A 24,025-nucleotide genomic window follows, 5' to 3' on the forward strand; every position below is an offset into this window, starting at 1 on the left:
GATCCGCCCTCCCAAGGAGAACCATGCCCCGCGCCCACCTCGCCCTGCCCGCCGCCCTCGCGGTGCTCGGCCTCACCGCCTGCGGCTCGGCCGCCGAAGCGTCCGACCCGCCGGCCGACCCCCGCGCGATCACCGTCACCGCGAGCGACACGGCGTGCGAGCTGAGCGCCACCACGGCACCGGCCGGGACGATCACCTTCGGGATCGTCAACACGGGCACCAAGGTCACCGAGTTCTACGTCTACGCCGACGGCGACCGGGTCGTCTCCGAGGTGGAGAACCTCACGCCCGGACTCAAGCGGGAGCTGAAGGTCGAGCTGGCCGAGCCGGGCCGCTTCACGACGGCGTGCAAGCCGGGCATGGTCGGTGAGGGCCTCCGGGGTGACTTCACCATCACCGGCAGCGCGGTCAAGGGCAGCGCCGACGAGAAGGTCGCCCGGGCCATCGCTGACTACCGGGCGTTCGTCGCTGCCCAGTCCGACGAGCTGCTCGTGGGCACCGAGGAGTTCGTCGCAGCGGTCAAGGCCGGCGAGGTCGCCCGGGCCAAGGAGCTCTACCCGACGGCCCGCCTGCCCTGGGAGACCATCGAGCCGGTCGCGGAGAGCTTCGGTGACCTCGACCCGCGCATCGACGGTCGGGAGGACGTGGTCGAGGAGGGCATGGAGTTCACCGGTTACCACCGTCTCGAGAAGGACCTCTGGGTCGACGGCCTCCAGCGCGACTCGGCGGCCGTGGCCGACCAGCTGCTCACCGACGTCACCGAGATCGTCCGCCTCAGCAAGACGGTCGAGCCGACCGCGCTGACCATCGCGAACGGCGCCAAGGCCCTCCTCGACGAGGTCGCCACCGGCAAGATCACCGGCGAGGAGGAGCGCTACTCCCACACGGACCTCTGGGACTTCCGCGGCAACCTCCAGGGCTCGCAGTCCGCCCTGGAGACGCTCCGCCCCGTCGTCACCGAGCGGGACGCCAACCTCCAGCAGTCCCTCGACGCAGCCTTCCGCGAGCTGAACCGGCTGCTCGAGGCACACCGCGTCAGCGGGCGCTTCGTCTCCTACGAGACGCTCACCAGCGACGACGTCAAGGCCCTCACGGTCGCGCTCGACGCGCTCGCCGAGCAGGTCGCCAAGGTGCCCGGGGTGGTGGCCGCCACGTGACGGGCGCACCCGCGCCCTCCCGGCGTAGCCTCCTCGTCGGAGGCGCCGGCGTCGCCGGGGTGGTGGCCTCCGCCGCCACCGGGTATGCCGCTGGGCTCGCCACCGGGGACAGCGGCCCCTCGGTGGCCGGCTCGGATCGGAGCGGAGCGGCGGCGACAGACCTCGAGGCCGCCGTGCCGTTCCACGGCGCACACCAGGCGGGCATCGTCACCCCGGCCCAGGACCGGCTGCACTTCGTCGCCCTCGACGTCGTGACGAAGGACCGGGCCGAGCTCGTCGCCCTCCTCCAGCGGTGGACGCGGGCCGCCGAGCGGATGACCGCGGGGGCCGAGGCGGCGCCCGGGGGCCTCGTCGGCGGCGGCCCGCACCGGGCGCCCGAGGACACCGGCGAGGCCTACGGCCTGCCCGCCTCGGGACTGACCCTGACGATCGGTTTCGGTCCATCCCTCTTCGACGACCGCTTCGGCCTGGCCGGTCGCCGGCCCGCCGCGCTCCAGGACCTGCCCGCGTTCAAGGGCGACCAGCTCGACCCGAACCGGTCGGGCGGCGACATCTGCATCCAGGCCTGCGCGAACGACCCGCAGGTCGCCGTCCACGCCGTGCGCAACCTCGTCCGGCTCGGCTTCGGCATCGTCGCCGTCCGATGGTCCCAGCTCGGCTTCGGGCGCACCTCGTCCACCTCGACCACTCAGGCCACCCCCCGCAACCTCTTCGGCTTCAAGGACGGGACGAACAACCTCAAGGCCGAGGACCCCGCGGCGCTCGCCGAGCACCTGTGGGTGTCGCCCGACGACGAGCGCGACGGCGGCGCCTGGATGGCAGGCGGGGCCTATCTCGTCGCCCGCAGGATCCGGATGCACATCGAGGTCTGGGACCGGACGCCGCTCCTCGAGCAGGAGGAGATCTTCGGCCGGGACAAGAAGGAGGGCGCCCCGCTCGGCCGGGAGGCGGAGTTCGACGAGCCCGACTTCTCCGCGAAGGGTGCCGATGGTGCACCCCTCATCCCCGCGGCATCGCACGTACGCCTCGCCCACGCGAGCCAGCTGAGCGGCATACGGATCCTGCGGCGTGGCTACAACTTCACCGACGGAACCGACGGCGTCGGCCACCTCGATGCGGGTCTCTTCTTCATCGCCTACCTGCGCCATCCGGGAAAGCAGTTCGTCCCCATGCAGCGGGCGCTCGCGGCGCAGGACGTGCTCAACGAGTACATCGAGCACAATGGGTCGGCGGTCTTCGCCTGCCCACCCGGCATCCAGCCCGGGCAGTGGTGGGGCCAGCCGATCTTCACCTGACCCGGGCCCGCACCGGGTCAGGCGATCGGGACGCGGACGGTCAGGGCGGCAGGCCGAACCGTGGCGTTGACCTCGGTCGCCTCGCCGACGACGTCGCCGTCGACCTGGACCGGTAGCGGGCGGTCGACGCGGACCCGGATCTCGCGGCACACCTTGTGGTCCAGCGTCGAGTGGCCCTTGCGCTGGCGAGTCAGGACCCGGGCGATCACGGGGGCCCACCCGACGAAGCCGCGGGGCGAGGCGATGACGACGTCGAGCCGCTGGTCGTCGACGCGGGCGTCCGGCATGAGGACCAGCCCACCGAGCAGTCGGCCGCAGTTGCCGATGACGACGGCGCGGGCCCGCCGCTTGAACTCCGGCTCGGTGTCGAGCCGGACCTGCGCGCGGAACTCCGGGGACACGAGGTGCTTGAAGCCCGACACCAGGTAGGCCGCCCAGCCCACGCGTTGCTTGAGCGCCTCGTTGGTGGCCCCCATGATGAGGGCGTCGAGGCCCATGCCGCCCATGACGAGGAACTGCTGGGTCACCAGCTCGCCGCTCACCGGGTGACCGTTCGCGTCCATCTCGCCGATGACCAGCTCGCCCACGTCGATGCGGCGGTTGCGTCCCGTCAGCGCGACCCGGACCGCCTCGTCGAGCGCGTCGACCGGCAGATCGAGGTTGCGGGCGAGCAGGTTGCCCGTCCCTGCGGGGAGGATGCCGAGCGGGGTCTCGGTGCCGATGAGGGCGCACGCCACGGCCCGGACCGTGCCGTCGCCGCCCAGGCTGCAGACGACGCTGGCACCCTCGGCCACCGCTCGCTCCGCCTGCCCGGTGCCGGGGTCGGCCACCGTCGTCTCGTAGAAGAGGGGGTCGCCCCAGCCGCACGCGTGAGAGGTCGACGTGATCCGCTCACGGATCATCGGCAGGTCGGCGAACTTCGTCGGGTTGATGACGACGGCGGCCTGCTTCACCGTCGCGCTGCGTTGACGCGAGCGGAACTGGTCGCGGCTCGGCCGCCCCGCACCCCGACGCCGCAGGACACTCGTGGACCGGGCGGCGGTCCGCATGCCGACGACGACCCCGATGACGAGTGCCAGCACCACGACGCCGACGACGATCCACGGCAGGTAGTCCTTGAGCACCCAGAGAATCTACCGGAGCGTAGGGTACGGCCCGGACGGGTCCTACGCTGTGGGCATGAGCGACGTGAGAGCGCAGCCCAGTGACCCCGGCCCCGCCACCCCCGACACCGCCGACTGGACGTGGGTGCTGACGCGGCCCTGCCCGGACTGCGGCTTCGCCCCCGAGGACGTGCGCCCGGACGGCGTGAGCGAGATCCTGATCGACGCCGGACGCCGTTGGGCCGCGGTGCTCGACCGTGACGACGTGCAGGTCCGCCCGGCGCCCGGGGTGTGGTCCCCGCTCGAGTACGCCTGCCACGTCCGGGACGTCTGCGACGTCATGCGCGGGAGAGTCGAGCAGATCCTCGCCGGTGGTGGGGAGACGGCGCAGTTCGCGAACTGGGACCAGGACGCCACCGCCCAGGAGAAGGCCTACTGGCGGGCCGACCCGGCGGAGGTCCGCCGGGAGCTCGAGGTCGCCTTCGCCGCCGCAGCCGCCGCCTTCGCCCGCCCGACGCGGGAACAGTGGTCCTGGCCCGGGCTGCGCAGCAACGGGTCGCCGTTCACGGTGGAGACGCTCGGCCGCTACTTCGTCCACGACATCCTCCACCACCTCTGGGACGTGCGCGGATGAGTGCCGCGGAGGGAGTCCTGGCGAGCCGGACGCTGCCCGAGTCGAGGGTGCCCGACCCGCGCGAGGCCCCACCGATCCGGTGGGGCATCCTCGGGCCCGGCTCCATCGCCAACGAGTTCGCCCGGGCCGTGACCGCCGGGACGGCGTCGAGCATCGCCGCGGTGGGCTCGCGAGACAGGCAGCGGGCGCTGGAGTTCGCCGAGCGCCACGGCGTGGCCCGCGCCCACGGGTCCTATGCGGAGCTCGTCGCAGACGAGACGATCGACGCCGTCTACGTCGCGTCGCCGCACTCGGAGCACCACGACCATGCCCTGCTCGCGCTGGAGGCCGGCAAGCCGGTGCTCGTGGAGAAGGCCTTCACCCGCAACGTCACCGAGGCCCGCGCCGTGATCCGAGCGGCCGCTGCGGGAGGGCTGCTCGTGGCCGAGGCGATGTGGGCCCGCTACCTGCCGCACTACGACGTCGTCCGCCAGGTCATCGAGCAGGGCATCCTCGGGGACGTCGTCCTGGTCCGGGCCGACCACTCCCAGCTGCTCCACCCCAACGGTCCGGAGCGCCTGGTCGACCCCCGGCTCGCCGGGGGCGCGCTCCTCGACCTGGGCGTCTATCCGGTGTCCTTCGTCGACCACCTGCTCGGGCCCCCGGCGTCCGTGGCCGCCCGCGGCTCCCTCACCGACGGCGGCGTCGACGCCACGGTCGGCATCGTCCTCGCCTACGCGTCCGGGGCCGTCGCGGCACTGACGAGCTCGATGCTGGCGCGGACGCCCTGCGCTGCCGAGATCGTGGGCACCGAGGCGCGGCTCGAGCTGAGCGGACCGTTCTACTCGCCCACCCTCCTGCGACTGCTGACGCCGGACGGTGACCTCCTCGCGGAGCGTCCCGGCGCACTGCTGGCCCCGCTCCGGGGTTTCAGCTACCAGGCCGCAGAGTTCGCCCGCTGCCTCGCGTCGGGCGCCAGCGAGAGCGCCTACATGCCGCATGCGGCGACGCTTCGGGTCATGTCGACGATGGACGAGATCCGGGCCCAGGTGGGAGTTCGCTACCCGGGCGAGTGACCCAGCTCGTCAGCTCGTCAGCTCCGACCACGAAGCCGGGCAGTCGGGCAGTCGGGACTCGAGGACGGCGAGGTCCCGCTCGGCGAAGAGCCGAGGGTGGTAGAGGTCGGCGTCGGTGAACGTCCCCATCCACCGACGGTAGCGCCGGGGCCGGACAGCGTCCCCTCAGGCGCCCATGAGGTTGGGGTCGCGCCACGGCCGTTCGAACGGTAGCCGCCAGGCGAAGGGGGCGACGAGCTGGTGGATCTGGTTCGGTCCCCACGTGCCCTGCTGGTAGGGGCGCACCGGCGGCGGGTTGTCCAGCAGCGGCTGGCTGATCTCCCAGAGCCGCTCGATGCCCTCGGCGCGGGTGAAGAGCGTCGCGTCGCCACGGGCGGCGTCATAGATGAGCCGCTCGTAGGCCTCCAGCGCCGCACCAGCCCAGTCGGTCTCCACCATGGAGAACTGCATCGACAGCTTGTCCAGGGCCATCCCGGGCCCCGGACGCTTGCCGTAGAACGAGAGGGACATCCGGGCGCGGTCGGCGAGGTCGAAGGTGAGGTGGTCGGGGCCGTTGTCGCCGACGCCGGAGCCGGGCGGGAACATCGTCCGCGGCGGCTCCTTGAAGGCGATCGAGATGATCCGGGCTCCTTCGGACATCCGCTTGCCCGTGCGCAGGAAGAACGGAACGCCCGCCCAGCGCCAGTTGTCCACGAAGCACTTGAGCGCGACGAAGGTCTCCGTCTCCGAGTCCCTCGCCACCCCCTCCTCGTCGCGATAGCCGACGTACTGCCCGCGGACGACGTCGTGCGGGTCGATCGTCAGCATCGAGCGGAAGACCTTGTTCTTCTCCTCGGTGATGGCCGCCGGCTCGAGCGACGTCGGTGGCTCCATGGCGGTGAAGGCGAGCACCTGGAACAGGTGGGTGACCACCATGTCGCGGTAGGCGCCGGTGGCCTCGTAGAAGTCCGCTCGCTGCTCGAGCCCGAGCGTCTCGGGGACGTCGATCTGGACGTGGTCGATGTGGTTGCGGTGCCAGATCGGCTCGAAGAGCCCGTTGGCGAACCGGAACGCGAGGATGTTCTGCGCCGGTTCCTTGCCGAGGAAGTGGTCGATGCGGAAGATCTGCTCCTCCGCGAAGACCTCGTGCAGCTCGGCGTTGAGCCGGCGGGCGCTCGCGAGGTCGGTCCCGAAGGGCTTCTCCATGATGATCCTGCTGCGCTCGACGAGCCCGGCCGCCGCGATCTGGCGCACCACGGCCAGGGCCGCGGCCGGTGGCACGGACAGGTAGTGGAGGCGGCGGGCGCCCGAGCCGAGGATCTCCTCCGAGTCGAGGACGGCCTGGCGCAGCGCCGCAGGGCCGCCTGACCCCGGGACCCAGTGGATCCGTTCCGCGAACTCGCGGAGGTCCTCTTCCGTGCACGCACGCTGTGAGTGCTCGCGGACCGCCTGGAAGACATGGTCGAGGAACGCGTCCCGCGTCAGGTCCTCGAGGCTCGTCGCGACGAGCCGTAGCCCGTCGAGCAGTTGGGACTCGTGCAGGTGGAGGATCCCGGGCAGCAGCTTGCGCTTGGCCAGGTCTCCGGTGGCGCCGAACAGGACAATCGTCGTCGCTGGCATGAACCCACCCTGCCAGCGTGCATCCGCTGCGGGGGCGCAACGGGCGCACCTCCCTCGTCTGGTCGACCGGGGAAGCATGCTCGCGTCGGCGTGGATCCTGCTCCGCGGCCGTCGTTGCCCCTCCCCCTTGCCTGAGGTTCACCAGGAGGTCACCGCGTTACCCGTCGTCGAGCCCGCTGGCGGCCTAGCGTGGAATCCATGCGCACGCGCCATCGACTCACCCGTCTCCTCGCAGCGAGCGTGGCCGCTGCGACCGCGGCGATCGGCTTCGCCACCGTCCCCGCCGCCCAGGCGGCCGACCCACCCGGGAAGCCCGACATGGACGTCCGCTTCGCGACCTTCAACGCATCCCTGAACCGCAATGCCGCCGGACAGCTCGTCGCCGACCTGTCGACGCCCGCCAACGCCCAGGCCCAGGCGGTCGCCGAGATCATCCAGCGAACCAGCCCCGATGTGCTGCTGGTCAACGAGTTCGACTACGACGAGGGGGGCGTCGCTGCCGAGCTGTTCCGCGACAACTACCTCGAGGTCTCCCAGAACGGCGCCGACCCCGTGCACTACCCGTACTCCTTCGTCGCGCCCTCGAACACCGGTGTCCCGAGTGGCTTCGACCTCAACAACAACGGCGTCGTCGGCGGACCCGACGACGCCTACGGCTTCGGCTTCTTCCCCGGCCAGTACGGCATGGTCGTCTACTCGAAGTACCCCATCGACGACGGCGCGGTCCGGACCTTCCAGCACTTCCTCTGGAAGGACATGCCGGGCAACCTCATGCCGACGGAGTTCTACTCCCCCGAGGAGCAGGCGGTCCTGCGCCTGTCGAGCAAGTCGCACTGGGACGTCCCCGTCTCCATCGGTGAGCGGACCGTGCACTTCCTCGTCAGCCACCCCACGCCACCGACGTTCGACGGCGCGGAGGACCGCAACGGCAGGCGCAACAACGACGAGATCCGCTTCTGGGCTGACTACATCGCGTCCCCGACCCGGTCCGCCTACATCTACGACGACGCGGGCGGCACGGGCGGGCTCGAGCCCGGCTCCCTCTTCGTCATCGCGGGCGACCAGAACTCCGACCCCAACGACGGCGACTCGGTCGAGGGCTCCATCGAGGCGCTGCTCGGCCACCCGAAGGTCAACACGTCGGTGACGCCGTCCAGCGAGGGAGCAGTCGAGGCCAGCCTGCTACAGGGTGGGGCGAACCTCTCCCACACCGGCAACCCGGCCCACGACACGGCCGACTTCAACGACAACCCCGCGCCGGGGAACCTCCGGGCCGACTACGTCCTGCCGAGCGCGTCCCTCCGAATCCTCGACGCGGCCGTCTTCTGGCCGGTCCAGGCGGACCCGCTCTCGCGGCTCACCGGCACGTTCCCGTTCCCCTCGAGCGACCACCGGCTCGTCTGGGTGGACGTTCGTCTTCCCCACCACCGCTGAGACACAACCCAACCCGTATGCCGCTGGGCCCGGTCGCGCGACCGGGCCCAGCGGCATACGGGGCGTGGTCCACCGGCCCCGTCGGGGAGGAGCGTCAGGGACGGGACCCTGAGGTGGCTCAGGGTCGACTCCTCCCTCGTAGGGGTCGGAATCAGGCTGATGACCGATGTGCGCCGCGCGGTCGTCCGGCACCGTGGGCCACATGATCCACGTAGACCGACTGACCAAGCGATACGGTCCCTTCACGGCCGTCGACGACATCTCGTTCGAGGTGAGGCCCGGCCAGGTGACCGGCTTCCTCGGTCCCAACGGCGCCGGCAAGTCCACCGCCATGCGCATCATGGCGGGCCTGACGCCCGCCACCTCCGGCACCGCGACGGTCCTCGGCCGGGCCTACGGGCACCTGCCGAACCCCGGCCGCCACGTCGGGGTCCTGCTCGACGCCTCCGCCCAGCACGCCGGGCGCACCGGCCGCGAGATCCTCACCCTGAGCGCCATCATGATGGGCGTCGACCGCAGGAGGGTCGACGAGATGCTCGACCTGGTCGGTCTCACCGACAGGGAGGCCGCGCGCCGGGTCCGCAACTACTCGCTCGGCATGCGCCAGCGCCTCGGCATCGCCAACGCGCTCCTCGGCGACCCCGAGGTCCTCATCCTCGACGAGCCTGCCAACGGCCTCGACCCGGCCGGGATCCGGTGGATGCGCGACCTGCTCCGTGGCTACGCCGACCAGGGCGGCACCGTCCTGCTCAGCTCGCACCTGCTCAACGAGATCGAGCGCGTCGCCGACGAGATCATCGTCATCGGGCGCGGCAGGATCGTCGCGCAGGGCAGCAAGGACGAGCTGCTCTCCGGAGCCGGAACCTTCGTCCGGTCCACCGACGACTCGGCGCTCGCAGCCGCACTCGCGGTGGAGGACGTCACGGTCGCGCCCGCGGCGACCGGCGGGCTCCGTGTCGACGCCGAGCCGATGACGGTCGGGCAGGTGGCCGCTGCATCCGGGGTGGTCCTCGTCGAGCTGCGCTCCGGCGAGAGCCGCGGTCTCGAGGAGATGTTCCTCGAGCTCACGGCGGCGACGGCCCGCGAGGAGGTGGCGGCATGAGCACCACCGTGATTGCACCTGTGGGATCGCCGGCCGCCGAGTCCCCGCTGCCCGCGACAGCCCGGGTCCCTGCGCGGATCCGGGGTGAGCGCCCCACCGCGGCGATCCCCTTCTCCCGGCTCCTCATGGTCGAGCTGCGCAAGATGGTCGACACGCGGGCCGGGCGCTGGCTCCTCATCGGCATCGGCGCCGTCATCGCCATCGCGCTGACGATCATGTTCTTCACCGAGTCCGGTCACCACCCCTTCGCCGGGTACCTGCAGGCGACGACGATGCCGATGGCTGTGATTCTCCCCGTGGTCGGCATCCTCGCCGTCACCTCGGAATGGTCGCAGCGGACCGGCCTGGTCACCTACACGCTGGAGCCGCGCCGGTCGCGGGTGACGTGGGCGAAGTTCCTCGGCGCGATCATCGCCGGCGTCGCGGCGATCGGGCTCTCGCTCGCGCTGGCCACGGTCGTGCACCAGGCAGCGATCAGTCTGCGGGGCTACAGCGGCGAGTGGTCGCTCGACAACAACACGCTTCTCGGCGCGTCCCTCTACGTGCTGCTCGGTGTCGCGCAGGGAGTCGGTTTCGGGATGCTGCTGCGCAACACCCCGGCAGCGATCGTGCTCTACTTCGTCCTCCCGACGGCCTGGGCCATCGTCGGCGACCTCGTCAGCTGGCTCGACGGGGCAGCGAGCTGGCTCGACATGAACCGCACCATGAACGCGCTCTTCGTCGTCGAGTCGATGACGGGCGAGCAGTGGGCGCAGCTCGGCACCTCCGTCGCCGTGTGGGTGGCGCTGCCGGTCGCCCTCGGCATCTGGATGCTGCACCGGGCCGAGGTGAAGTAGCCGCCGACGCCCCACCCCGCAACACACCCGCTTACCGACTGCTCGCCTGCCCTGCAGGGCAGGCAGCCAGACGGTAAGCGGGTGTGTTGCGGAGTTGGGGCTGGGTCCGTCAGGGGGTCGGCACGGTGAAGCCGTAGGGCAGCTCGAGCCGGTGCCGGGCCATGAGCGCGGCATCGGAGAGCAGCTTGCGCGTGGGGCCGTCGGCAGCGATCACCCCGCCGGAGAGAACCACGGCGCGCTCGCACAGCTCCAGGGCATACGGCAGGTCGTGCGTCACCATGAGGACGGTGACGTCGAGCGACCGGATGATGTCGGCGAGCTCCCGGCGCGACGCGGGATCGAGGTTCGAGGACGGCTCGTCGAGGACGAGGATCTCCGGCTCCATCGCGAGCACGGTAGCCACCGCGACCCGCCGCCGCTGACCGTAGGACAGGTGGTGCGGCGGACGGTCGGCGAAGTCGCCCATCCCGACCTCGTCCAGCGCCCGGTTGACCCGCGCCTCGAGCTCCGTGCCCCGAACGCCGAGGTTGGCCGGCCCGAAGGCGACGTCCTCCCGGACGGTCGGCATGAAGAGCTGGTCCTCGGGGTCCTGGAAGACGATGCCGACCCGGCGCCGGATCTCGGCGAGGTTGGGCCTGGTCACCGCCAGGCCGGACACCGTGACCGCGCCGGCCCCGGCGGCGAGGATGCCGTTGAGGTGCAGCACCAGCGTCGTCTTCCCGGCGCCGTTGGGTCCGAGCAGGGCCACCCGCTCACCCCGGGACACCTCGAGGTCCACGCCGAAGAGCGCCTGGTGCCCGTCGGGGTAGGCGTAGGCGAGTCCCCGCACGTCAAGGACCGGCGTGCCGCTCATGTCGCCAGCACCGCCACCGCGCTCACGACACCACACGTGACGGGAAGGAGCCCGCTCGCGGCCCATTGCCCTCCGGTGGCGGTGAGCGGCCGCAGGGTCGGCAGCCGCCCGGTGTAACCCCGGGACAGCATGGCGAGGTGGACCCGTTCGCCACGCTCGTAGGAGCGGATGAAGAGCGTCCCCATCGTCGCGCCGAGGGCTGGCCACTGGCGCACCGAGCGGGCCCGGAAGCCCCTCGACTCCCGCGCGATCCGCATCCGCCCGAGGTCCGCGGCGACCACCTCGGTGTAGCGCAGCATGAAGCTCATGATCTGCACGAGGGGCTGTGGCAGGCGCAGCTTCTCGAAGCCCGCGACGATGTCCCGCGCCTCCGTCGTCGCCGCGAGGAGCAGTGAGGCGAGGACTCCGAGGGTGCCCTTGGCCAGGAGCGCTGCCGCCGCCTCGAGGCCCGGCTGGGAGACCTCTACCGGGCCCACCACCGTCCGCGGTCCGGCCGCGACGAGGGGCAGCACGACAGCGAAGACGACGAACGGCACCTCGATGACGAGTCGCCTCGCCAGGTGCCGCCACGGGACCCGCGAGAGGAGGACGGCACCGGCGAGCGCGAGGAGGTGGGCGGCATACGGCCAGAAGACCCCGCGCGGAGTGGACACGACCGCGAGGACGTAGCCGACGAGGGCGACGATCTTGGCGTGCGCGGGGAGCCGGTGGACGGGGGAGTGGCCGTGGAAGTGGAGGGTGTGGCCGTGCGGGGCGCCCACGGGCTCAGTCCCGGTCCGGGTGGCGGCGCCGCAGGAGGAGGACCAGCCCACCCATGAGGAGGCCGGTGACGATGACCCCCAGGACTCCGGCGATCCCACCCGAGAGCCGGGAGTCCTCGACGCCCTGGGTCCGGTAGTCGGCGAGGGGGCTGCCGGCTGCGCCGCTCGGCTGCGCCGTCTCGGCGAAGCCGAGGACCCGGGCCACGTGCTCGAGCCCGTCAGGGCTGCGCGACGCGAACCAGGACAGCACCCCGGCGACGAGCAGGGTCACTGCGATCGCGATGACGGCGAAGCGGCGCAGGCTCATGCTGAGGCGCCTTGCCGGATCTCGAGTGGCTGCCCGGAGCCGACGCCTCGTGCGCCGGCGACGAGGTCGGGGCGGACGGCCATGACCGACCCGACGACGAGGGCGGTGATGAGAGCCTCGCCGAGGCCGATCAGGACGTGCCACGACAGCATGGCGGCGAGGACCGAGCCGACGGGGATCTGGACCTGTCCACCGATCGCGAAGAGGGCGACGAAGGTGGCAGCGGTCACCGGAACGCTGACGAACGCCCCGACCGCTGCTGCGACGGTGATCGAGGCCGACGAGCGACGGAGGAGCGTCCGGACGACGCGGAAGGCGAACCAGCCGGCCCAGACCCCGACGAGGCCCATGAGGACGACATTGGTGCCGAGGGCGGTGATCCCTCCGTCGGCGAAGAGGAAGGCCTGCACGATGAGGACGACCGCCAGGGCCAGGGTTGCCAGCCAGGGTCCGGCGAGGACCGCGGCGAGGGTGCCCCCGAGGAGATGGCCGGACGTGCCCGCGCCGACGGGGAACGTGATCATCTGCCCAGCGAAGACGAAGACGGCGACGAGTCCCGCGATGGGCGTCGTGCGCTCGTCGAGGTCGCGTCGGGCGCCACGGAGCGCTGCCGCGACCCCGACCGTCGCGACGGCTGCAGTCGCCAGCGAGGTCGGGACGTCGAGGAAGCCGTCGGGCACGTGCATGCCTGGAGTCTAGTTCCAGATGCGACGAGGTCGCATCTGGCGGTCCGGTAGTGGACTGCCTAGGGGCGTTGGGCCTGACGACGGGCGATCTCGGCGCGCAGGTCCTGCTCCCGGCGCCTCAGTCGTGCCAGCCGGGCGACGCGCCCCGGGGACGGGCGGTAGCCGCCGCTGGAGAGCTCCTCGTTGATCCGGTCCTCGATGAGGCGCAGGGTGGCCCGCAGCGCGGCGAGTGATGCGGTGGCCAGGTCGAGCCCTGGTTCACGCTCGGCGCCCGGCAGGGGAGGAGCGTCGTCCTTCACCTGTGGTCCATACCCGCTCAGGTCCGCGGCGTCACCCCCAACGAGGCCGTATGCCGCTGGGCTCGCTTCCGCCACCGGCCTCCCGGGCGCGTGGCCGGGAGTGGTGTCGGTGGCCGCTGGTAGCGTGGGCGAGCGATCTCGAATGGGCACGAACCATGTTGCGGCACAAGGTAATTCGTTGTCCACAGGGCGCGAGAAGTGGTTGACGCCGAGTGCGAACGGATGTTCCAATTGGGGTGGTTCGTCGGGGTTGTCCCCCGGGACTGGTCCGGGGCCCGAGCCCGGACGTGGCTGCGGAGGAAGGGGGCGCGCGTGCCGTACGCCAGTGCGCAGCTCTCCCCGTTCGAGCGGGTCCTCGCTCGCGGTGCGGGCCTGGGGACCGGACAGCCGGGTCCGGTTCGGATGGAGCTGGTGGAGGTCGAGCGGGTCACCGGCGCCGCGTGGCACCTCGAGCCGGGCCGGCACCCCTGGCCGGCGGGCGATGCGGGGGGCGGCGCCGGGCCTGAGACGGACCCGTCGTCCGAGGCGTTGTCGCTGCAGGGCGCGGCCGACGCGTTGGTCGCGCAGATCGAGGCACTGGAGGCGCAGCGGGCCACGCTGGACGCGCAGCTGGTCGCCGCGTACGGCGCGTTGCACACTGTGGTCGCCGAGCAGCACCGGGTGCACGAGTCGCAGCTTCCCGACGGCTTCGCGAGGGAGGGGCGGGCCGAGGCCGCGGTCAGCGTCGAGCAGCTCGTCGTGCACGAGCTCGCCCTGGCCACGGCGGTCCCGGCCGCCGAGGCCGCCCGTCGGGTCCGGCTGGGGGCGGCGCCGCGCCGGCACCGGGCTCTGCTCGCCCGGCTGGCAGCCGGGAGCGTGTCGCTGCACCACGCCACCTTGATCGCCGGCGAGGCCCGCAACCTGCCCGACGACGCGATCGCCCCACTCGTCGAGCGGGTCCTGGCCCCGATGCGCGACGGGTCCCGTGCGACTCACGCGGTCATCGTGCGCCGGCTGCGGCGGGTCCTCGCCTCCCACGCGCCCGCCGACCCGGGCACCCGTCGCGCCGAGGCGCTGGCCCGCCGCAGCGCTGACGGGCAGCTGCACGAGGACGGCACCGGCGTCCTGACGATCACCACCAGCACCGAGCGCACCGTGGCCGTCCTCGAGCGGATCGAGCCCCTGGCTCGCGCCCTGCGCGCCGCCGGTGACCCGCGCACCCTTGATCAGCTGCGCTCCGACCTGGCCACCGACGCCCTGCTGGGCCACACCTACGGTCCCTGTGCCGAGCACGCCGAACCACCCACCACCACCGACGATCGACCTCGCCCCGACCCGCTCCGGCCAGACCCGCTCCGGCCCGACGACCCACCCCGGCCCGGCGGCCACCAGTCGCCGTGCCAGCCGCAGCGCCCGGACCCGCTCCCCGGCCGCGCAGGGCAGGCCGGCCCGTGCGCGTGCACCCCGGAGGCGCCTCCGGCGACCGTGTGGATCGTCGTCCCGTTCGAGGTCGCCACCGGTGCCAGCGACGCCGCCTGCGAGATCCCCGGCCACGGCTGGGTCACCGCCGAGCACGCCCGTGCCATCATCACCGCCCCCGACTCGCAGTGGCGCTGGCTCGGCGTCGACGCCGTCACGGGCGCGGCCCTGCACCTGTCCACCGACCGCTACCGACCCACCCCCGCCATCATCGAGCAGGTCCGCGCCCTCGACGGGCACTGCCGCGGCCCCGGCTGCCAGGTTCCGGCGCACCGCTGCGACCTCGACCACCACCAGCCCTACCCCGACGGGCCCACCACCACCAGCAACCTCGGGCCCCTGCACCGCGCCCACCACAACCTCAAGACCACCCACTGGTGGACCTGCACGCCCGCCAGCGACCACGAGCACACCCGTGCCCTGCACTGGCGCACTCTCACCGGACGCGACCACACCACCTACCCCAAGGACTACCGCGAAGCGCTCGACGACCCCCGACCACCCCGACCATCACCGCGCCCACCCCGACCATCACCCCGACCATCACCCCGCCCATCACCCCGCCCATCACGACCCGAGGAGCCGCCACCCTTCTGACGCCCCGGACCCACCGACCCCTGGCGGCCAGACGTTCCTTCCCAGCACCCCAGCGACGGCGTCGGGCTCCGGAAGCGAGCCCAGCGGCATACGGCATCGTGACGGGTGGCGCCGCCGATAGGCTGGCCCGGTGATCGACATCAAGCTCCTGCGCGACGAGCCCGACCGGGTTCGTGCCTCGCAACTGGCCCGTGGAGAGGACCCAGGGATCGTCGACGCGATCCTCGCCGCCGACGAGCGTCGGCGTTCCTCCCTCGGCGAGTTCGAGGCGCTCCGGGCGGAGCAGAAGACGGTCAGCAAGGACGTCGGTGCGGCCATGGCCGCGTTTCAGCGGGCCAAGAAGGCCGGTGCGGCCGACGCGGCCCACCTCGAAGCCGTCGCCCACGCTGCCCGCACCAAGGCGGCCCACCTGAGCGACCAGGTCAAGGCCCTCGAGTCCAACGCCGACGAGGCGGCCGCCGAGCTCGAGCGGCTGCTGCGCCGGGTCGGCAACGTCATCATCGACGGGGTGCCGGTCGGTGGCGAGGACGACTACGTCGTCCTCGAGACGATCGGGACGCCCCGGGACTTCGCCGCCGAGGGCTTCGAGCCGCTCGACCACCTGGCCCTGGGGGAGCGGCTGGGAGCCATCGACATGGAGCGGGGAGCCAAGGTCGGCGGGGCGCGGTTCTACTACCTCACCGGCGTCGGAGCGCTCCTCGAGCTCGCCCTGCTCAACATGGCGATGGCCCAGGCCGCCGCCGCGGGGTTCACCCCGATGATCACCCCCACGATGGCCCGACCCGAGATCATGCTCGGCGCCGGCTTCATCGACGCGCACGCCGAGGAGGTCTACCGCCTGGAGGCCGACGACCTCTACCTCACCGGCACGTCCGAGGTGGCCCTCGCGGGTTACCACGCCGACGAGATCATCGACCTGTCGGCCGGGCCCAAGCGCTACGCGGGCTGGTCGGCCTGCTACCGCCGCGAGGCCGGGTCGCACGGCAAGGACACCCGCGGCATCATCCGGGTGCACCAGTTCCACAAGGTCGAGATGTTCAGCTACTGCCGCCCGGAGGAGGCCGAGGCCGAGCACGAGCGGCTGCTCGGCTGGGAGCGCGAGATGCTCGCCAAGATCGAGGTGCCCTACCGGATCATCGACACCGCCGCGGGAGACCTCGGCAGCCCGGCGGCGCGCAAGTTCGACTGCGAGGCGTGGGTGCCGACCCAGGGGAAGTACCGCGAGCTGACCTCGACCTCCAACTGCACGACGTTCCAGGCGCGCCGGCTCAACACCCGCGAGCGCGACCCCAACGGCTCAGGCACACGGACCGTCGCGACGCTCAACGGCACGCTCGGCACGACCCGGTGGCTGGTCGCGATCCTCGAGAACCACCAGCAGCCGGACGGCTCCGTCGTCGTGCCCGAGGCGCTGCGGCCGTTCCTCGGACTGGACGTGCTCAAGCCGGTCACCTGACCGTCCCGCGCCCGTCCGGTAGGGCATCCTGTGAGGAAGCCGCCGAGAGGACGCGACATGGAGACCTTCGACCTCATCGTCATCGGGATGGGACCGGGCGGCGAGCACGTGGCCAACACGCTCGCCGAGAAGGGTCTGCGGGTCCTCGGCGTCGACCACGGGCTGGTGGGGGGCGAGTGTCCCTACTGGGGGTGCATCCCCACCAAGATGATGGTCCGCGCGGCAGCTGCGTTGGCCGAGGCGCGGAGGGTGGACGGGCTGGCCGGATCGGTGGGCGACGTGCGGCCGGACTGGACGCGCGTGGCGCGCCGGATCCGCGACGAGGCGACCGATGGCTGGGACGACCGCGCCGCCGTCGAGCGCTTCACGGGCCAGGGCGGGACGTTCGTCCGGGGCACCGGGCGGATCGTCGGTCCCGGGCGCGTCGACGTCGACGGCCAGCCGTATGCCGCTGGGCTCGGGATCGTGGTCAACGCCGGCTCGCGTGCCGGCATCCCCCCGATCGCGGGTCTCGACCGGGTGCCCTTCTGGACGAACCGTGAAGTGGCCGAGGCACCTGCCCTCCCGGGATCCCTTGTGGTGCTCGGCGGGGGCGCGATCGGCTGCGAGCTGGGCCAGGTGGCGGCCCGATTCGGGACGTCGGTGACCATGGTCGAGTCGGCGCCTCGCCTCCTGTCAGCCGAGGAGCCGGAGGCGTCCGAGCGGATCGCCGCGGTCTTCGAGCGGGAGGGGATCGCCGTCCACACCGGATCGGCGGCCTCGCGGGTCTCGGGTGACGACGACGAGGTCGAGGTGGCCCTGGAGGACGGCACCGTGCTGCGGGCGGACCGCCTGCTCGTGGCAACCGGGCGCGAGACCGACCCGAGGGCCGTCGGGCTCGACACGGTCGGGGTGCCCCGGGACGCCACGGTGGCGCCGGTCGACGAGCGCTGTCGAGTCGCTCCGGGCGTGTGGGCGATCGGGGACATCACCGGCAAGGGCGCGTTCACGCACATCTCGATGTACCAGGCCGACATCGTGATCCGGGACGTCCTTGCCGAGGATGGCCCGCCCGCCGAGTACCGCGCGGTGCCCCGGGTCACCTTCACGGACCCGGAGGTGGCGACCGTCGGGCGCACCGAGGCGCAGGCCGGGAGCGACGGCATCGCCGTGCGGACGGCGGTCACGCCGCTCGGCGAGACGACACGCGGCTGGATCCACGGGCTGGGGGAGGACGGCTTCATCAAGCTCGTGGCCGATGGCGATCGCGGGGTCCTGGTCGGTGCGACGGTGATGGGCCCGGCGGCCGGTGAGGTGATCGGCGCGCTGGCCGTGTCGGTGCACGCCGCCGTGCCGGTGGACCGCCTCCGGTCGATGATCTACGCGTACCCGACGTTCCACCGGGGCATCGAGACGGCGCTGGCCGAGCTGAGCCTGTCGGGTGAGAGATCATCGGGTGAGCGCTCATCGGGTCGGCGCTCATCGATCATGACGTCCACGGAGTAGTTGGACAACAGGCAGGGTTGAGCCATGCGAATCGGACTAGCCGGCGTGGGCCGCATCGGAGCCTTCCACGCCGAGACCCTCCGCGACCTCGACGTCGTGGACGAGGTCGTCGTCGCCGACATCTTCGCCGACGCCGCTCGAGCGGTCGCGGACAACCTCGACGTCGGCTACGCGCCCGACGTCGAGGCGTTGCTCGCGTCGGGCATCGACGGCTTCGTCATCACCACGGCCACGCCGGCGCACGCGCCGCTGTTGCGACGAAGTCTGGAGCTGGGCATCCCGACCTTCTGCGAGAAGCCGGTCGCCGCAACCCTTGACGACACGATCGAGCTGACCCGCCTCGCAGCGGCGGCCGTGACTCCGGTGCACGTGGGCTTCCAGCGCCGCTTCGACACCGGCTACCGCAACGCCAAGGCGGCGGTCGAGTCCGGGGAGCTCGGCTTCATCCACACCATCCGTGCGGCCACGCACGACCAGTCGCCGCCCCACGTGGGCTACATCCCGACCTCCGGTGGGATCTTCCGCGACTGCAACGTCCACGACTTCGACGCGGTTCGGTTCGTCACGGGCCGCGAGGTCGAGACGGTCTACGCGACGGGCGCCAACAAGGGCGCGCCCTTCTTCGCGGAGGCCCGGGACGTCGACACCGCCGCCGCGGTCCTGACCCTCGACGACGGCACCCTCGTCCTCGTCAGCTCGACCCGCTACAACGGCGGCGGTCACGACGTGCGCATGGAGGTCCACGGCGAGAAGGGTGCCGTGGCCGTCGGGCTCGACGACTCCTTCGCGTTCCGCTCAGCGGAGGAGGGAGCCGACTTCCCGCACGGTCCGCCGAAGTGGTCGTTCATGGAGCGCTTCCTGCCCGCCTACCGGGCCGAGCTGACCGCCTTCGCCGGCGTCGCCCGCGGCGACACCCCGTCCCCCTGCACCGTCGCCGACGCCCTGGCCGCCTTCCGGGTCGCCGAGGCGTGCGAGCTGTCCCGTCGTGAAGGGCGCGTCGTGCGCCTAGAGGAGGTCGAGGACCTGTGACCAGTCACCAGCACCACGAGCCCACGCCGGGAGTGCACCCGCATCACGTCGGAGCCCGACCACTGGCCGAGCGGATCGCCGGCGCCCCGATCTCCTGGGGCGTCTCCGAGGTCCCCGGTTGGGGCTGGCAGTACGACCCTGCCACCGTGCTCGCGCAGATGGCCGACCTCGGCCTGGCCGCGACGGAGTTCGGCCCCGACGGTTTCCTCCCCGACGCACCGGAGGACAAGGCGCGCACCCTCGCCGCGGCCGGTCTCGAGGCGGTCGGTCAGTTCCTGCCGGTCGTCCTGCACGACCCCGGCACGGACCCGATGCCCCACGTCGAGCGGGCGATGGACGGCCTCGTGGCCGCGGAGGCCACCACGCTGGTCGTCGCTGCCGCCACCGGGGCCGAGGGCTACGACTCGCGCCCCGAGCTGGACGAGGCCGGCTGGCAGACCCTGCTCGGCAACCTCGACCGCCTCGCCGAGGCCGCTCAGGCCCGCAGCCTGGTTCCGACTCTGCACCCCCACGTCGGCACCATGGTCGCGTCGGGCGAGGAGACGCAGCGGGTCATCGACGGCAGCAGCATCGGCATCTGCCTCGACACCGGCCACCTGCTCATCGGGGGCGGGGACCCGGTCGCGCTGGCGCGCCGCCACCCCGACCGCATCGCCCACGTGCACCTCAAGGACGTCCGTGCCGACGTCGCCGACCGCGTCCACTCCGGGGAGCTCAGCTACACCGACGGGATCCGCGCCGGGCTCTACGCGCCGCTCGGCCAGGGGGACGTCGACGTCTCCGCGATCGTGGGTGCCCTCGAGGACGCCGGCTACGACGGGTGGTACGTCCTCGAGCAGGACACCATCCTCGATGACGACCCAGGTGCCGCCGGCCCGGTCCGCCAGGTCGAGCAGAGCCTCGACCACCTCCTGGCGCTCGCCGCCCAGTGGTCCGGGGTGGGGACCTGACGTGACCGCACCACGGAGTCCCGGCACCAGCACGAGCACGAGCCGCGAGGGTGGCCCGGGCACCTACGACCTCGTCGCCATGGGCCGGACCGGCGTCGACATCTACCCGCTGCAGAGCGGCGTGGGCCTGGCCGAGGTCAGCACCTTCCAGAAGTTCCTCGGCGGCAGCGCCACCAACGTCGCCGTCGCCGCAGCGCGGCACGGGCGTCGCACGGCGCTCGTCACCCGCACGGGCCGCGACCCCTTCGGGGCCTACGTCGCGAGCGAGGCGGAGCGACTGGGGGTCGATCCGTCCTTCATCGAGCCGGTCGACGGCCCTCCCACACCGGTCACCTTCTGCGAGCTCTTCCCGCCCGACGACTTCCCGCTCTGGTTCTACCGCTACCCGACGGCGCCGGACCTCCTCGTCACGCCGGAGTCCCTGCCGCTCGATGCGATTCGTCAGGCTCGGGTCTACTGGTCCACGGTGACGGGCCTGTCGCAGGAGCCCAGCCGCGCTGCGCACTTCGCCGCCTGGGGCGCACGGGGCCGGGCGACGCACACCGTCCTCGACCTGGACTACCGGCCGATGTTCTGGGCCGACGCAGCCGACGCGACGGAGCAGGTGTCCCGAGCGCTCGAGCACGTCACTGTCGCGGTCGGCAACCGTGAGGAGTGCGAGGTCGCCGTCGGCGAGACCGACCCGCAGCGAGCGGCCGACGCCCTGCTCGACAGAGGCCTGCAGCTCGCGGTCGTCAAGCAGGGGCCGAAGGGTGTCCTCGCGGCGACCCGTGAAGGACGCGTCGAGGTGCCGCCGCATCCAGTGGACGTCGTCAACGGCCTCGGGGCCGGGGACGCCTTCGGTGGCGCGCTCGTCCACGGCCTGCTCGCCGGATGGCCGCTCGAGGAGGTCCTGTGCTTCGCCAACGTCGCAGGGGCCATCGTCGCGGCCCGGCTCGAGTGCTCGACCGCGATGCCGACGGAGGCCGAGGTCCGCGAGCGACTCGCCGCGGGCCTCGTCCACGGGAGTTCCCGATGAGCTGGCACCGACCGTTCGGGACCACGATCCGCGACGGGTGGGACGTCGTGGTCGAGCCCGACGCGTCAGGTTGGGAACACACCGGACTGTATGCCGCTGAGCTGGGTCCCGGGGAGACGCGCGCTCTCGAGGCTCGTGGACGTGAGCTCGTCGTCATCCCCCTCAACGGGTCCGTGTCCGTCTCGAGCGAGGACTCGGCTGGACGCCACGAGGCCACCTTGTCCGGACGGGAGTCGGTGTTCGCGGGGCCGACGGACGTCGCCTACGTGCCTCCGGGGTCGTCCGTGACGGTCACCGCGGCGGGGCCTGCCCGCGTCGCCGTCGCCTTCGCCGTCGCGGGAAAGTCCGCCGCATCGCGGAGCTTCCGCCACGTGGCCGTCGGCGACGTGCCGGTCGAGCTGCGCGGCGCAGGAGCCGCGTCGCGGGAGGTCCGCAACTTCGGGATCCCCGGCGTTCTCGACGCAGACTCGATCATCGCGTGCGAGGTGATCACCCCCGCCGGCAACTGGAGCTCCTACCCGCCGCACAAGCACGACGAGGAGCGGCCGGGCGAGGAGACCCAGCTCGAGGAGATCTACTACTTCGAGGTCCGGTCAACCCACCGAAGCGAGCGTGATCGCACCTCTGGGGACCCTCCTGCCGACGGTGGCCCGGGGTTCGTGCGGGTCTACGGCACCCGGGAACGACCGATCGACGTCCTCGCCGAGGTCCGCACCGGGGACGTCGTCCTCGTCCCGCACGGCTGGCACGGGCCGGCCATGGCTGCTCCCGGCTACGACCTCTACTACCTCAACGTCATGGCCGGACCCGGCCCGGAGCGGGCCTGGCGCATCTGTGACGACCCCGACCACGCCTGGGTGCGCGACACGTGGGCCGACCAGGCCATCGACCCACGCCTCATCGGAGGCCAGCGATGACAGAGGCAGCACAGCGAGCCACGGTCCGGTTGACCGTGGCGCAGGCCGTGGTCCGCTTCCTCGCCAACCAGTGGAGCGAACGGGACGGCGAGCGCCAGAAGCTCTTCGCCGGCGTGTTCGGGATCTTCGGCCACGGCAACGTCGCCGGTCTCGGGCAGGCGCTGCTCCAGAACGAGCTCGCCGCCTCCGACCCGTCGGACCCCGACCACCTGCCCTACGTCCTGGCCCGCAACGAGCAGGCCATGGTCCACACGTCGGTCGCCTACGCCCGGCAGAAGGACCGCCTCCAGACGTGGGCCTGCACCGCGTCGGTGGGACCCGGCTCGACCAACATGCTCACCGGCGCGGCCCTGGCGACGATCAACCGCATCCCGGTCCTGCTCCTGCCCTCGGGCACCTTCGCGACCCGCGCGGCGTCGCCGGTGCTGCAGGAGCTCGAGGCACCGTATGCCGCTGACGTGACGGTCAACGACGCCTTCCGGCCGCTCTCGCGGTTCTTCGACCGCGTGAACCGGCCCGAGCAGCTTCCCTCCGCCCTGCTCGCTGCGATGCGTGTGCTCACCGACCCGGTCGAGACCGGCGCCGTGACGATCGCGTTGCCGCAGGACGTGCAGGCCGAGGCCCACGACTGGCCGGTCGAGCTCTTCGCGGAGCGCGTGTGGAGGGTCGCCCGGCCCGTACCCGAGCGCGTCGACGTCGAGGACGCCGCCGACCTCATCCGATCCGCCCGACGCCCGCTGATCGTCGCAGGCGGGGGTGTGCACTACTCCGGAGCGGAGGAGGCGCTGGCCGCGTTCTGCGCCCAGACCGGCATCCCGGTCGGTGAGACCCAGGCCGGCAAGGGGTCCTTGCCTCATGGCCATCCCCAGCTGCTCGGGGCGATCGGCTCGACGGGCACGACAGCCGCCAACGCCGTCGCTGCGCAGGCAGACGTCGTCATCGGCATCGGGACGCGCTGGAGCGACTTCACGACCGCGTCGCGGACCGCGTTCCAGGACCGGCACGTCCGCTTCGTCAACATCAACGTGGCTCGCTTCGACGCCGGCAAGCACGCGGGGCTCCCGGTCGTGGCCGATGCCAGCGAGGCGCTCGCGGCGCTCGCCCCGGCGCTGGAGGGGTATGTCGTGGAGCCGGCCTACCGACACCGGCAGGCGACGCTGTGGGCCGAGTGGGATGCCCAGGTCGAGGCGACGTACCACCCGTCGTCCGAGGTCACCGACGCGCTGGCGGAGGGTCTGCTCACCCAGGGCGAGGTCCTCGGAGTCGTCAACGAGCTGACCGACCCGCGGGACGTCGTCCTCTGCGCGGCCGGCTCGATGCCGGGCGACCTGCACAAGCTGTGGCGGGTTCGCGACCGCAAGGGATATCACGTCGAGTACGGCTACTCGTGCATGGGCTACGAGGTGCCGGCGTCGATCGGCATCCGGCTCGCCGACGAGTCGCGCGACGTCTTCGCGATGGTCGGCGACGGCGGCTACCTGATGATGCCCACCGAGCTGGTGACCGCGGTCCAGGAGCGGGTCAAGGTGGTCATCGTCCTCGTCCAGAACCATGGGTTCCACTCGATCGGTTCCCTGTCGGAGGCGCTCGGCTCCCAGCGCTTCGGCACGAAGTACCGCTACCGCGACGAGGAGACCGGTCGCCTCGAGGGAGCGACCCTGCCCGTCGACCTGGCCGCGAATGCGCGCAGCCTCGGCGCCCACGTCATCGAGGTCCACTCGCGCGATGAGCTCGCGGTGGCCGTCAGGGAGGCGAAGGCCGCCCCGGCACACGGCGGCCCGATCGTCATCCACGTCGAGACCGACCCGACCGTGTACGCCCCGGACAGCGCGTCCTGGTGGGACGTCCCGGTGGCCCAGGTCAGCGATCTGGAGACGACGCAGACGGCTTATACCGAGTACGAGGAGCGCAAGAGCATGCAGCGGCGGCTCATCACTGCACCGATCACCGAACCGCCGAGCGCGAGCGCCACGGACCGGTGACGCCCCGGACCT

22 protein-coding genes are annotated in these 24,025 nt (G+C 72.2%); 15 read left to right on the forward strand and 7 right to left on the reverse strand.

Annotation, left to right across the window (positions count from 1 at the left end; genetic code table 11):
- The first annotated feature begins 23 nt into the window (after nt 1-23).
- On the forward strand, nt 24-1,157 hold the full coding sequence (gene efeO / locus ABWV20_RS09175) for an iron uptake system protein EfeO (protein ID WP_353354737.1): 1,134 nt from the start codon (nt 24-26) through the stop codon (nt 1,155-1,157).
- Nucleotides 1,154-2,452: an iron uptake transporter deferrochelatase/peroxidase subunit gene (gene efeB / locus ABWV20_RS09180; RefSeq protein ID WP_353354738.1), complete on the forward strand. Its 1,299-nt coding sequence runs from the start codon at nt 1,154-1,156 to the stop codon at nt 2,450-2,452. Before efeO ends, efeB begins: the two co-directional genes overlap by 4 nt.
- Nucleotides 2,453-2,469: 17 nt before the next feature.
- On the opposite strand, the gene ABWV20_RS09185 is transcribed toward efeB, so the two are convergent.
- Entirely contained in the window at nt 2,470-3,576 is a 1,107-nt protein-coding gene (locus ABWV20_RS09185) for a diacylglycerol/lipid kinase family protein (RefSeq protein WP_353354740.1), read from the reverse strand.
- Between the two features lie 55 nt (nt 3,577-3,631).
- On the opposite strand from ABWV20_RS09185, the gene ABWV20_RS09190 reads away from it, so the two are divergent.
- Nucleotides 3,632-4,189, forward strand: coding sequence for a DinB family protein (locus tag ABWV20_RS09190; RefSeq protein WP_353354742.1), 558 nt, complete (start codon nt 3,632-3,634; stop codon nt 4,187-4,189).
- Entirely contained in the window at nt 4,186-5,244 is a 1,059-nt protein-coding gene (locus ABWV20_RS09195; RefSeq protein WP_353354743.1) for a Gfo/Idh/MocA family protein, read from the forward strand. The genes ABWV20_RS09190 and ABWV20_RS09195 overlap by 4 nt, the downstream gene beginning before the upstream one ends.
- 165 nt (nt 5,245-5,409) lie before the next feature.
- On the opposite strand, the gene zwf is transcribed toward ABWV20_RS09195, so the two are convergent.
- Nucleotides 5,410-6,843 carry a glucose-6-phosphate dehydrogenase gene (gene zwf, locus ABWV20_RS09200; RefSeq protein ID WP_353354744.1) on the reverse strand — a complete coding sequence of 478 codons (1,434 nt, stop codon included), beginning with the start codon at nt 6,841-6,843 and terminating at the stop codon, nt 5,410-5,412.
- 198 nt (nt 6,844-7,041) lie between these two features.
- Here zwf and ABWV20_RS09205 point away from each other — a divergent pair, with 198 nt between their 5' ends.
- From ABWV20_RS09205 to ABWV20_RS09215, 3 genes are all read left to right on the forward strand, one after another.
- Entirely contained in the window at nt 7,042-8,277 is a 1,236-nt protein-coding gene (locus ABWV20_RS09205) for an endonuclease/exonuclease/phosphatase family protein (RefSeq protein WP_353354745.1), read from the forward strand.
- Nucleotides 8,278-8,479: 202 nt separating this feature from the next.
- Nucleotides 8,480-9,379 (forward strand): ABC transporter ATP-binding protein, encoded by a 900-nt coding sequence (locus tag ABWV20_RS09210; protein WP_353354746.1) that lies wholly within the window; start codon nt 8,480-8,482, stop codon nt 9,377-9,379.
- Nucleotides 9,376-10,215, forward strand: a complete 840-nt coding sequence (locus ABWV20_RS09215) for an ABC transporter permease (protein WP_353354747.1) — start codon at nt 9,376-9,378, stop codon at nt 10,213-10,215. Before ABWV20_RS09210 ends, ABWV20_RS09215 begins: the two co-directional genes overlap by 4 nt.
- 109 nt (nt 10,216-10,324) lie before the next feature.
- On the opposite strand, the gene ABWV20_RS09220 is transcribed toward ABWV20_RS09215, so the two are convergent.
- The 5 genes from ABWV20_RS09220 to ABWV20_RS09240 are packed head-to-tail and all read right to left on the reverse strand — an operon-like array spanning nt 10,325 to nt 13,121.
- Nucleotides 10,325-11,068, reverse strand: coding sequence for an energy-coupling factor ABC transporter ATP-binding protein (locus ABWV20_RS09220; protein WP_353354748.1), 744 nt, complete (start codon nt 11,066-11,068; stop codon nt 10,325-10,327).
- Nucleotides 11,065-11,829 (reverse strand): cobalt ECF transporter T component CbiQ, encoded by a 765-nt coding sequence (gene cbiQ / locus ABWV20_RS09225; protein WP_353354750.1) that lies wholly within the window; start codon nt 11,827-11,829, stop codon nt 11,065-11,067. The genes ABWV20_RS09220 and cbiQ overlap by 4 nt, the downstream gene beginning before the upstream one ends.
- Before the next feature lie 4 nt (nt 11,830-11,833).
- Complete coding sequence (locus tag ABWV20_RS09230; protein ID WP_353354751.1) at nt 11,834-12,136, reverse strand: PDGLE domain-containing protein; 303 nt, start codon at nt 12,134-12,136, stop codon at nt 11,834-11,836.
- Complete coding sequence (locus ABWV20_RS09235) at nt 12,133-12,822, reverse strand: energy-coupling factor ABC transporter permease (RefSeq protein WP_353354752.1); 690 nt, start codon at nt 12,820-12,822, stop codon at nt 12,133-12,135. Before ABWV20_RS09235 ends, ABWV20_RS09230 begins: the two co-directional genes overlap by 4 nt.
- A 59-nt stretch (nt 12,823-12,881) precedes the next feature.
- A complete protein-coding gene (locus ABWV20_RS09240; RefSeq protein ID WP_353354754.1) occupies nt 12,882-13,121 on the reverse strand; it encodes a hypothetical protein in 240 nt (79 codons plus the stop codon).
- Between the two features lie 312 nt (nt 13,122-13,433).
- On the opposite strand from ABWV20_RS09240, the gene ABWV20_RS09245 reads away from it, so the two are divergent.
- The 8 genes from ABWV20_RS09245 to iolD all read left to right on the forward strand — a co-directional run bounded on the left by ABWV20_RS09245 (nt 13,434) and on the right by iolD (nt 24,013).
- Entirely contained in the window at nt 13,434-15,176 is a 1,743-nt protein-coding gene (locus ABWV20_RS09245; protein ID WP_353354756.1) for an HNH endonuclease signature motif containing protein, read from the forward strand.
- Between the two features lie 130 nt (nt 15,177-15,306).
- The gene (serS, locus tag ABWV20_RS09250; RefSeq protein ID WP_353354757.1) at nt 15,307-16,632 is read left to right on the forward strand and encodes a serine--tRNA ligase; all 1,326 of its coding nucleotides are present in this window, start codon (nt 15,307-15,309) and stop codon (nt 16,630-16,632) included.
- Nucleotides 16,633-16,689: 57 nt separating this feature from the next.
- A complete protein-coding gene (locus ABWV20_RS09255) occupies nt 16,690-18,117 on the forward strand; it encodes a dihydrolipoyl dehydrogenase family protein (protein ID WP_353354758.1) in 1,428 nt (475 codons plus the stop codon).
- Between the two features lie 24 nt (nt 18,118-18,141).
- Complete coding sequence (locus ABWV20_RS09260; RefSeq protein WP_353354760.1) at nt 18,142-19,146, forward strand: Gfo/Idh/MocA family protein; 1,005 nt, start codon at nt 18,142-18,144, stop codon at nt 19,144-19,146.
- Complete coding sequence (locus ABWV20_RS09265; RefSeq protein ID WP_353354761.1) at nt 19,143-20,096, forward strand: TIM barrel protein; 954 nt, start codon at nt 19,143-19,145, stop codon at nt 20,094-20,096. The genes ABWV20_RS09260 and ABWV20_RS09265 overlap by 4 nt, the downstream gene beginning before the upstream one ends.
- A gap of 1 nt (nt 20,097) precedes the next feature.
- Nucleotides 20,098-21,114 carry a 5-dehydro-2-deoxygluconokinase gene (gene iolC, locus ABWV20_RS09270; protein ID WP_353354763.1) on the forward strand — a complete coding sequence of 339 codons (1,017 nt, stop codon included), beginning with the start codon at nt 20,098-20,100 and terminating at the stop codon, nt 21,112-21,114.
- The gene (gene iolB / locus ABWV20_RS09275; RefSeq protein ID WP_353354764.1) at nt 21,111-22,031 is read left to right on the forward strand and encodes a 5-deoxy-glucuronate isomerase; all 921 of its coding nucleotides are present in this window, start codon (nt 21,111-21,113) and stop codon (nt 22,029-22,031) included. The genes iolC and iolB overlap by 4 nt, the downstream gene beginning before the upstream one ends.
- A complete protein-coding gene (iolD, locus tag ABWV20_RS09280) occupies nt 22,028-24,013 on the forward strand; it encodes a 3D-(3,5/4)-trihydroxycyclohexane-1,2-dione acylhydrolase (decyclizing) (RefSeq protein WP_353354765.1) in 1,986 nt (661 codons plus the stop codon). Before iolB ends, iolD begins: the two co-directional genes overlap by 4 nt.
- Nucleotides 24,014-24,025: the final 12 nt, after the last annotated feature.

Source organism: Intrasporangium sp. DVR, assembly GCF_040365325.1.
GTDB lineage: Bacteria > Actinomycetota > Actinomycetes > Actinomycetales > Dermatophilaceae > Intrasporangium.

Coding starts and splice junctions, on each gene's coding strand:
- iolD (WP_353354765.1), top strand. CDS start 22,028: ATGACAGAGGCAGCACAGCGAGCCACGGTCCGGTTGACCGTGGCGCAG.
- ABWV20_RS09215 (WP_353354747.1), top strand. CDS start 9,376: ATGAGCACCACCGTGATTGCACCTGTGGGATCGCCGGCCGCCGAGTCC.
- iolB (WP_353354764.1), top strand. CDS start 21,111: ATGAGCTGGCACCGACCGTTCGGGACCACGATCCGCGACGGGTGGGAC.
- ABWV20_RS09235 (WP_353354752.1), bottom strand. CDS start 12,822: ATGCACGTGCCCGACGGCTTCCTCGACGTCCCGACCTCGCTGGCGACT.
- ABWV20_RS09205 (WP_353354745.1), top strand. CDS start 7,042: ATGCGCACGCGCCATCGACTCACCCGTCTCCTCGCAGCGAGCGTGGCC.
- ABWV20_RS09190 (WP_353354742.1), top strand. CDS start 3,632: ATGAGCGACGTGAGAGCGCAGCCCAGTGACCCCGGCCCCGCCACCCCC.
- ABWV20_RS09195 (WP_353354743.1), top strand. CDS start 4,186: ATGAGTGCCGCGGAGGGAGTCCTGGCGAGCCGGACGCTGCCCGAGTCG.
- ABWV20_RS09230 (WP_353354751.1), bottom strand. CDS start 12,136: ATGAGCCTGCGCCGCTTCGCCGTCATCGCGATCGCAGTGACCCTGCTC.
- zwf (WP_353354744.1), bottom strand. CDS start 6,843: ATGCCAGCGACGACGATTGTCCTGTTCGGCGCCACCGGAGACCTGGCC.
- ABWV20_RS09220 (WP_353354748.1), bottom strand. CDS start 11,068: ATGAGCGGCACGCCGGTCCTTGACGTGCGGGGACTCGCCTACGCCTAC.
- efeO (WP_353354737.1), top strand. CDS start 24: ATGCCCCGCGCCCACCTCGCCCTGCCCGCCGCCCTCGCGGTGCTCGGC.
- ABWV20_RS09255 (WP_353354758.1), top strand. CDS start 16,690: ATGGAGACCTTCGACCTCATCGTCATCGGGATGGGACCGGGCGGCGAG.
- ABWV20_RS09210 (WP_353354746.1), top strand. CDS start 8,480: ATGATCCACGTAGACCGACTGACCAAGCGATACGGTCCCTTCACGGCC.
- ABWV20_RS09260 (WP_353354760.1), top strand. CDS start 18,142: ATGCGAATCGGACTAGCCGGCGTGGGCCGCATCGGAGCCTTCCACGCC.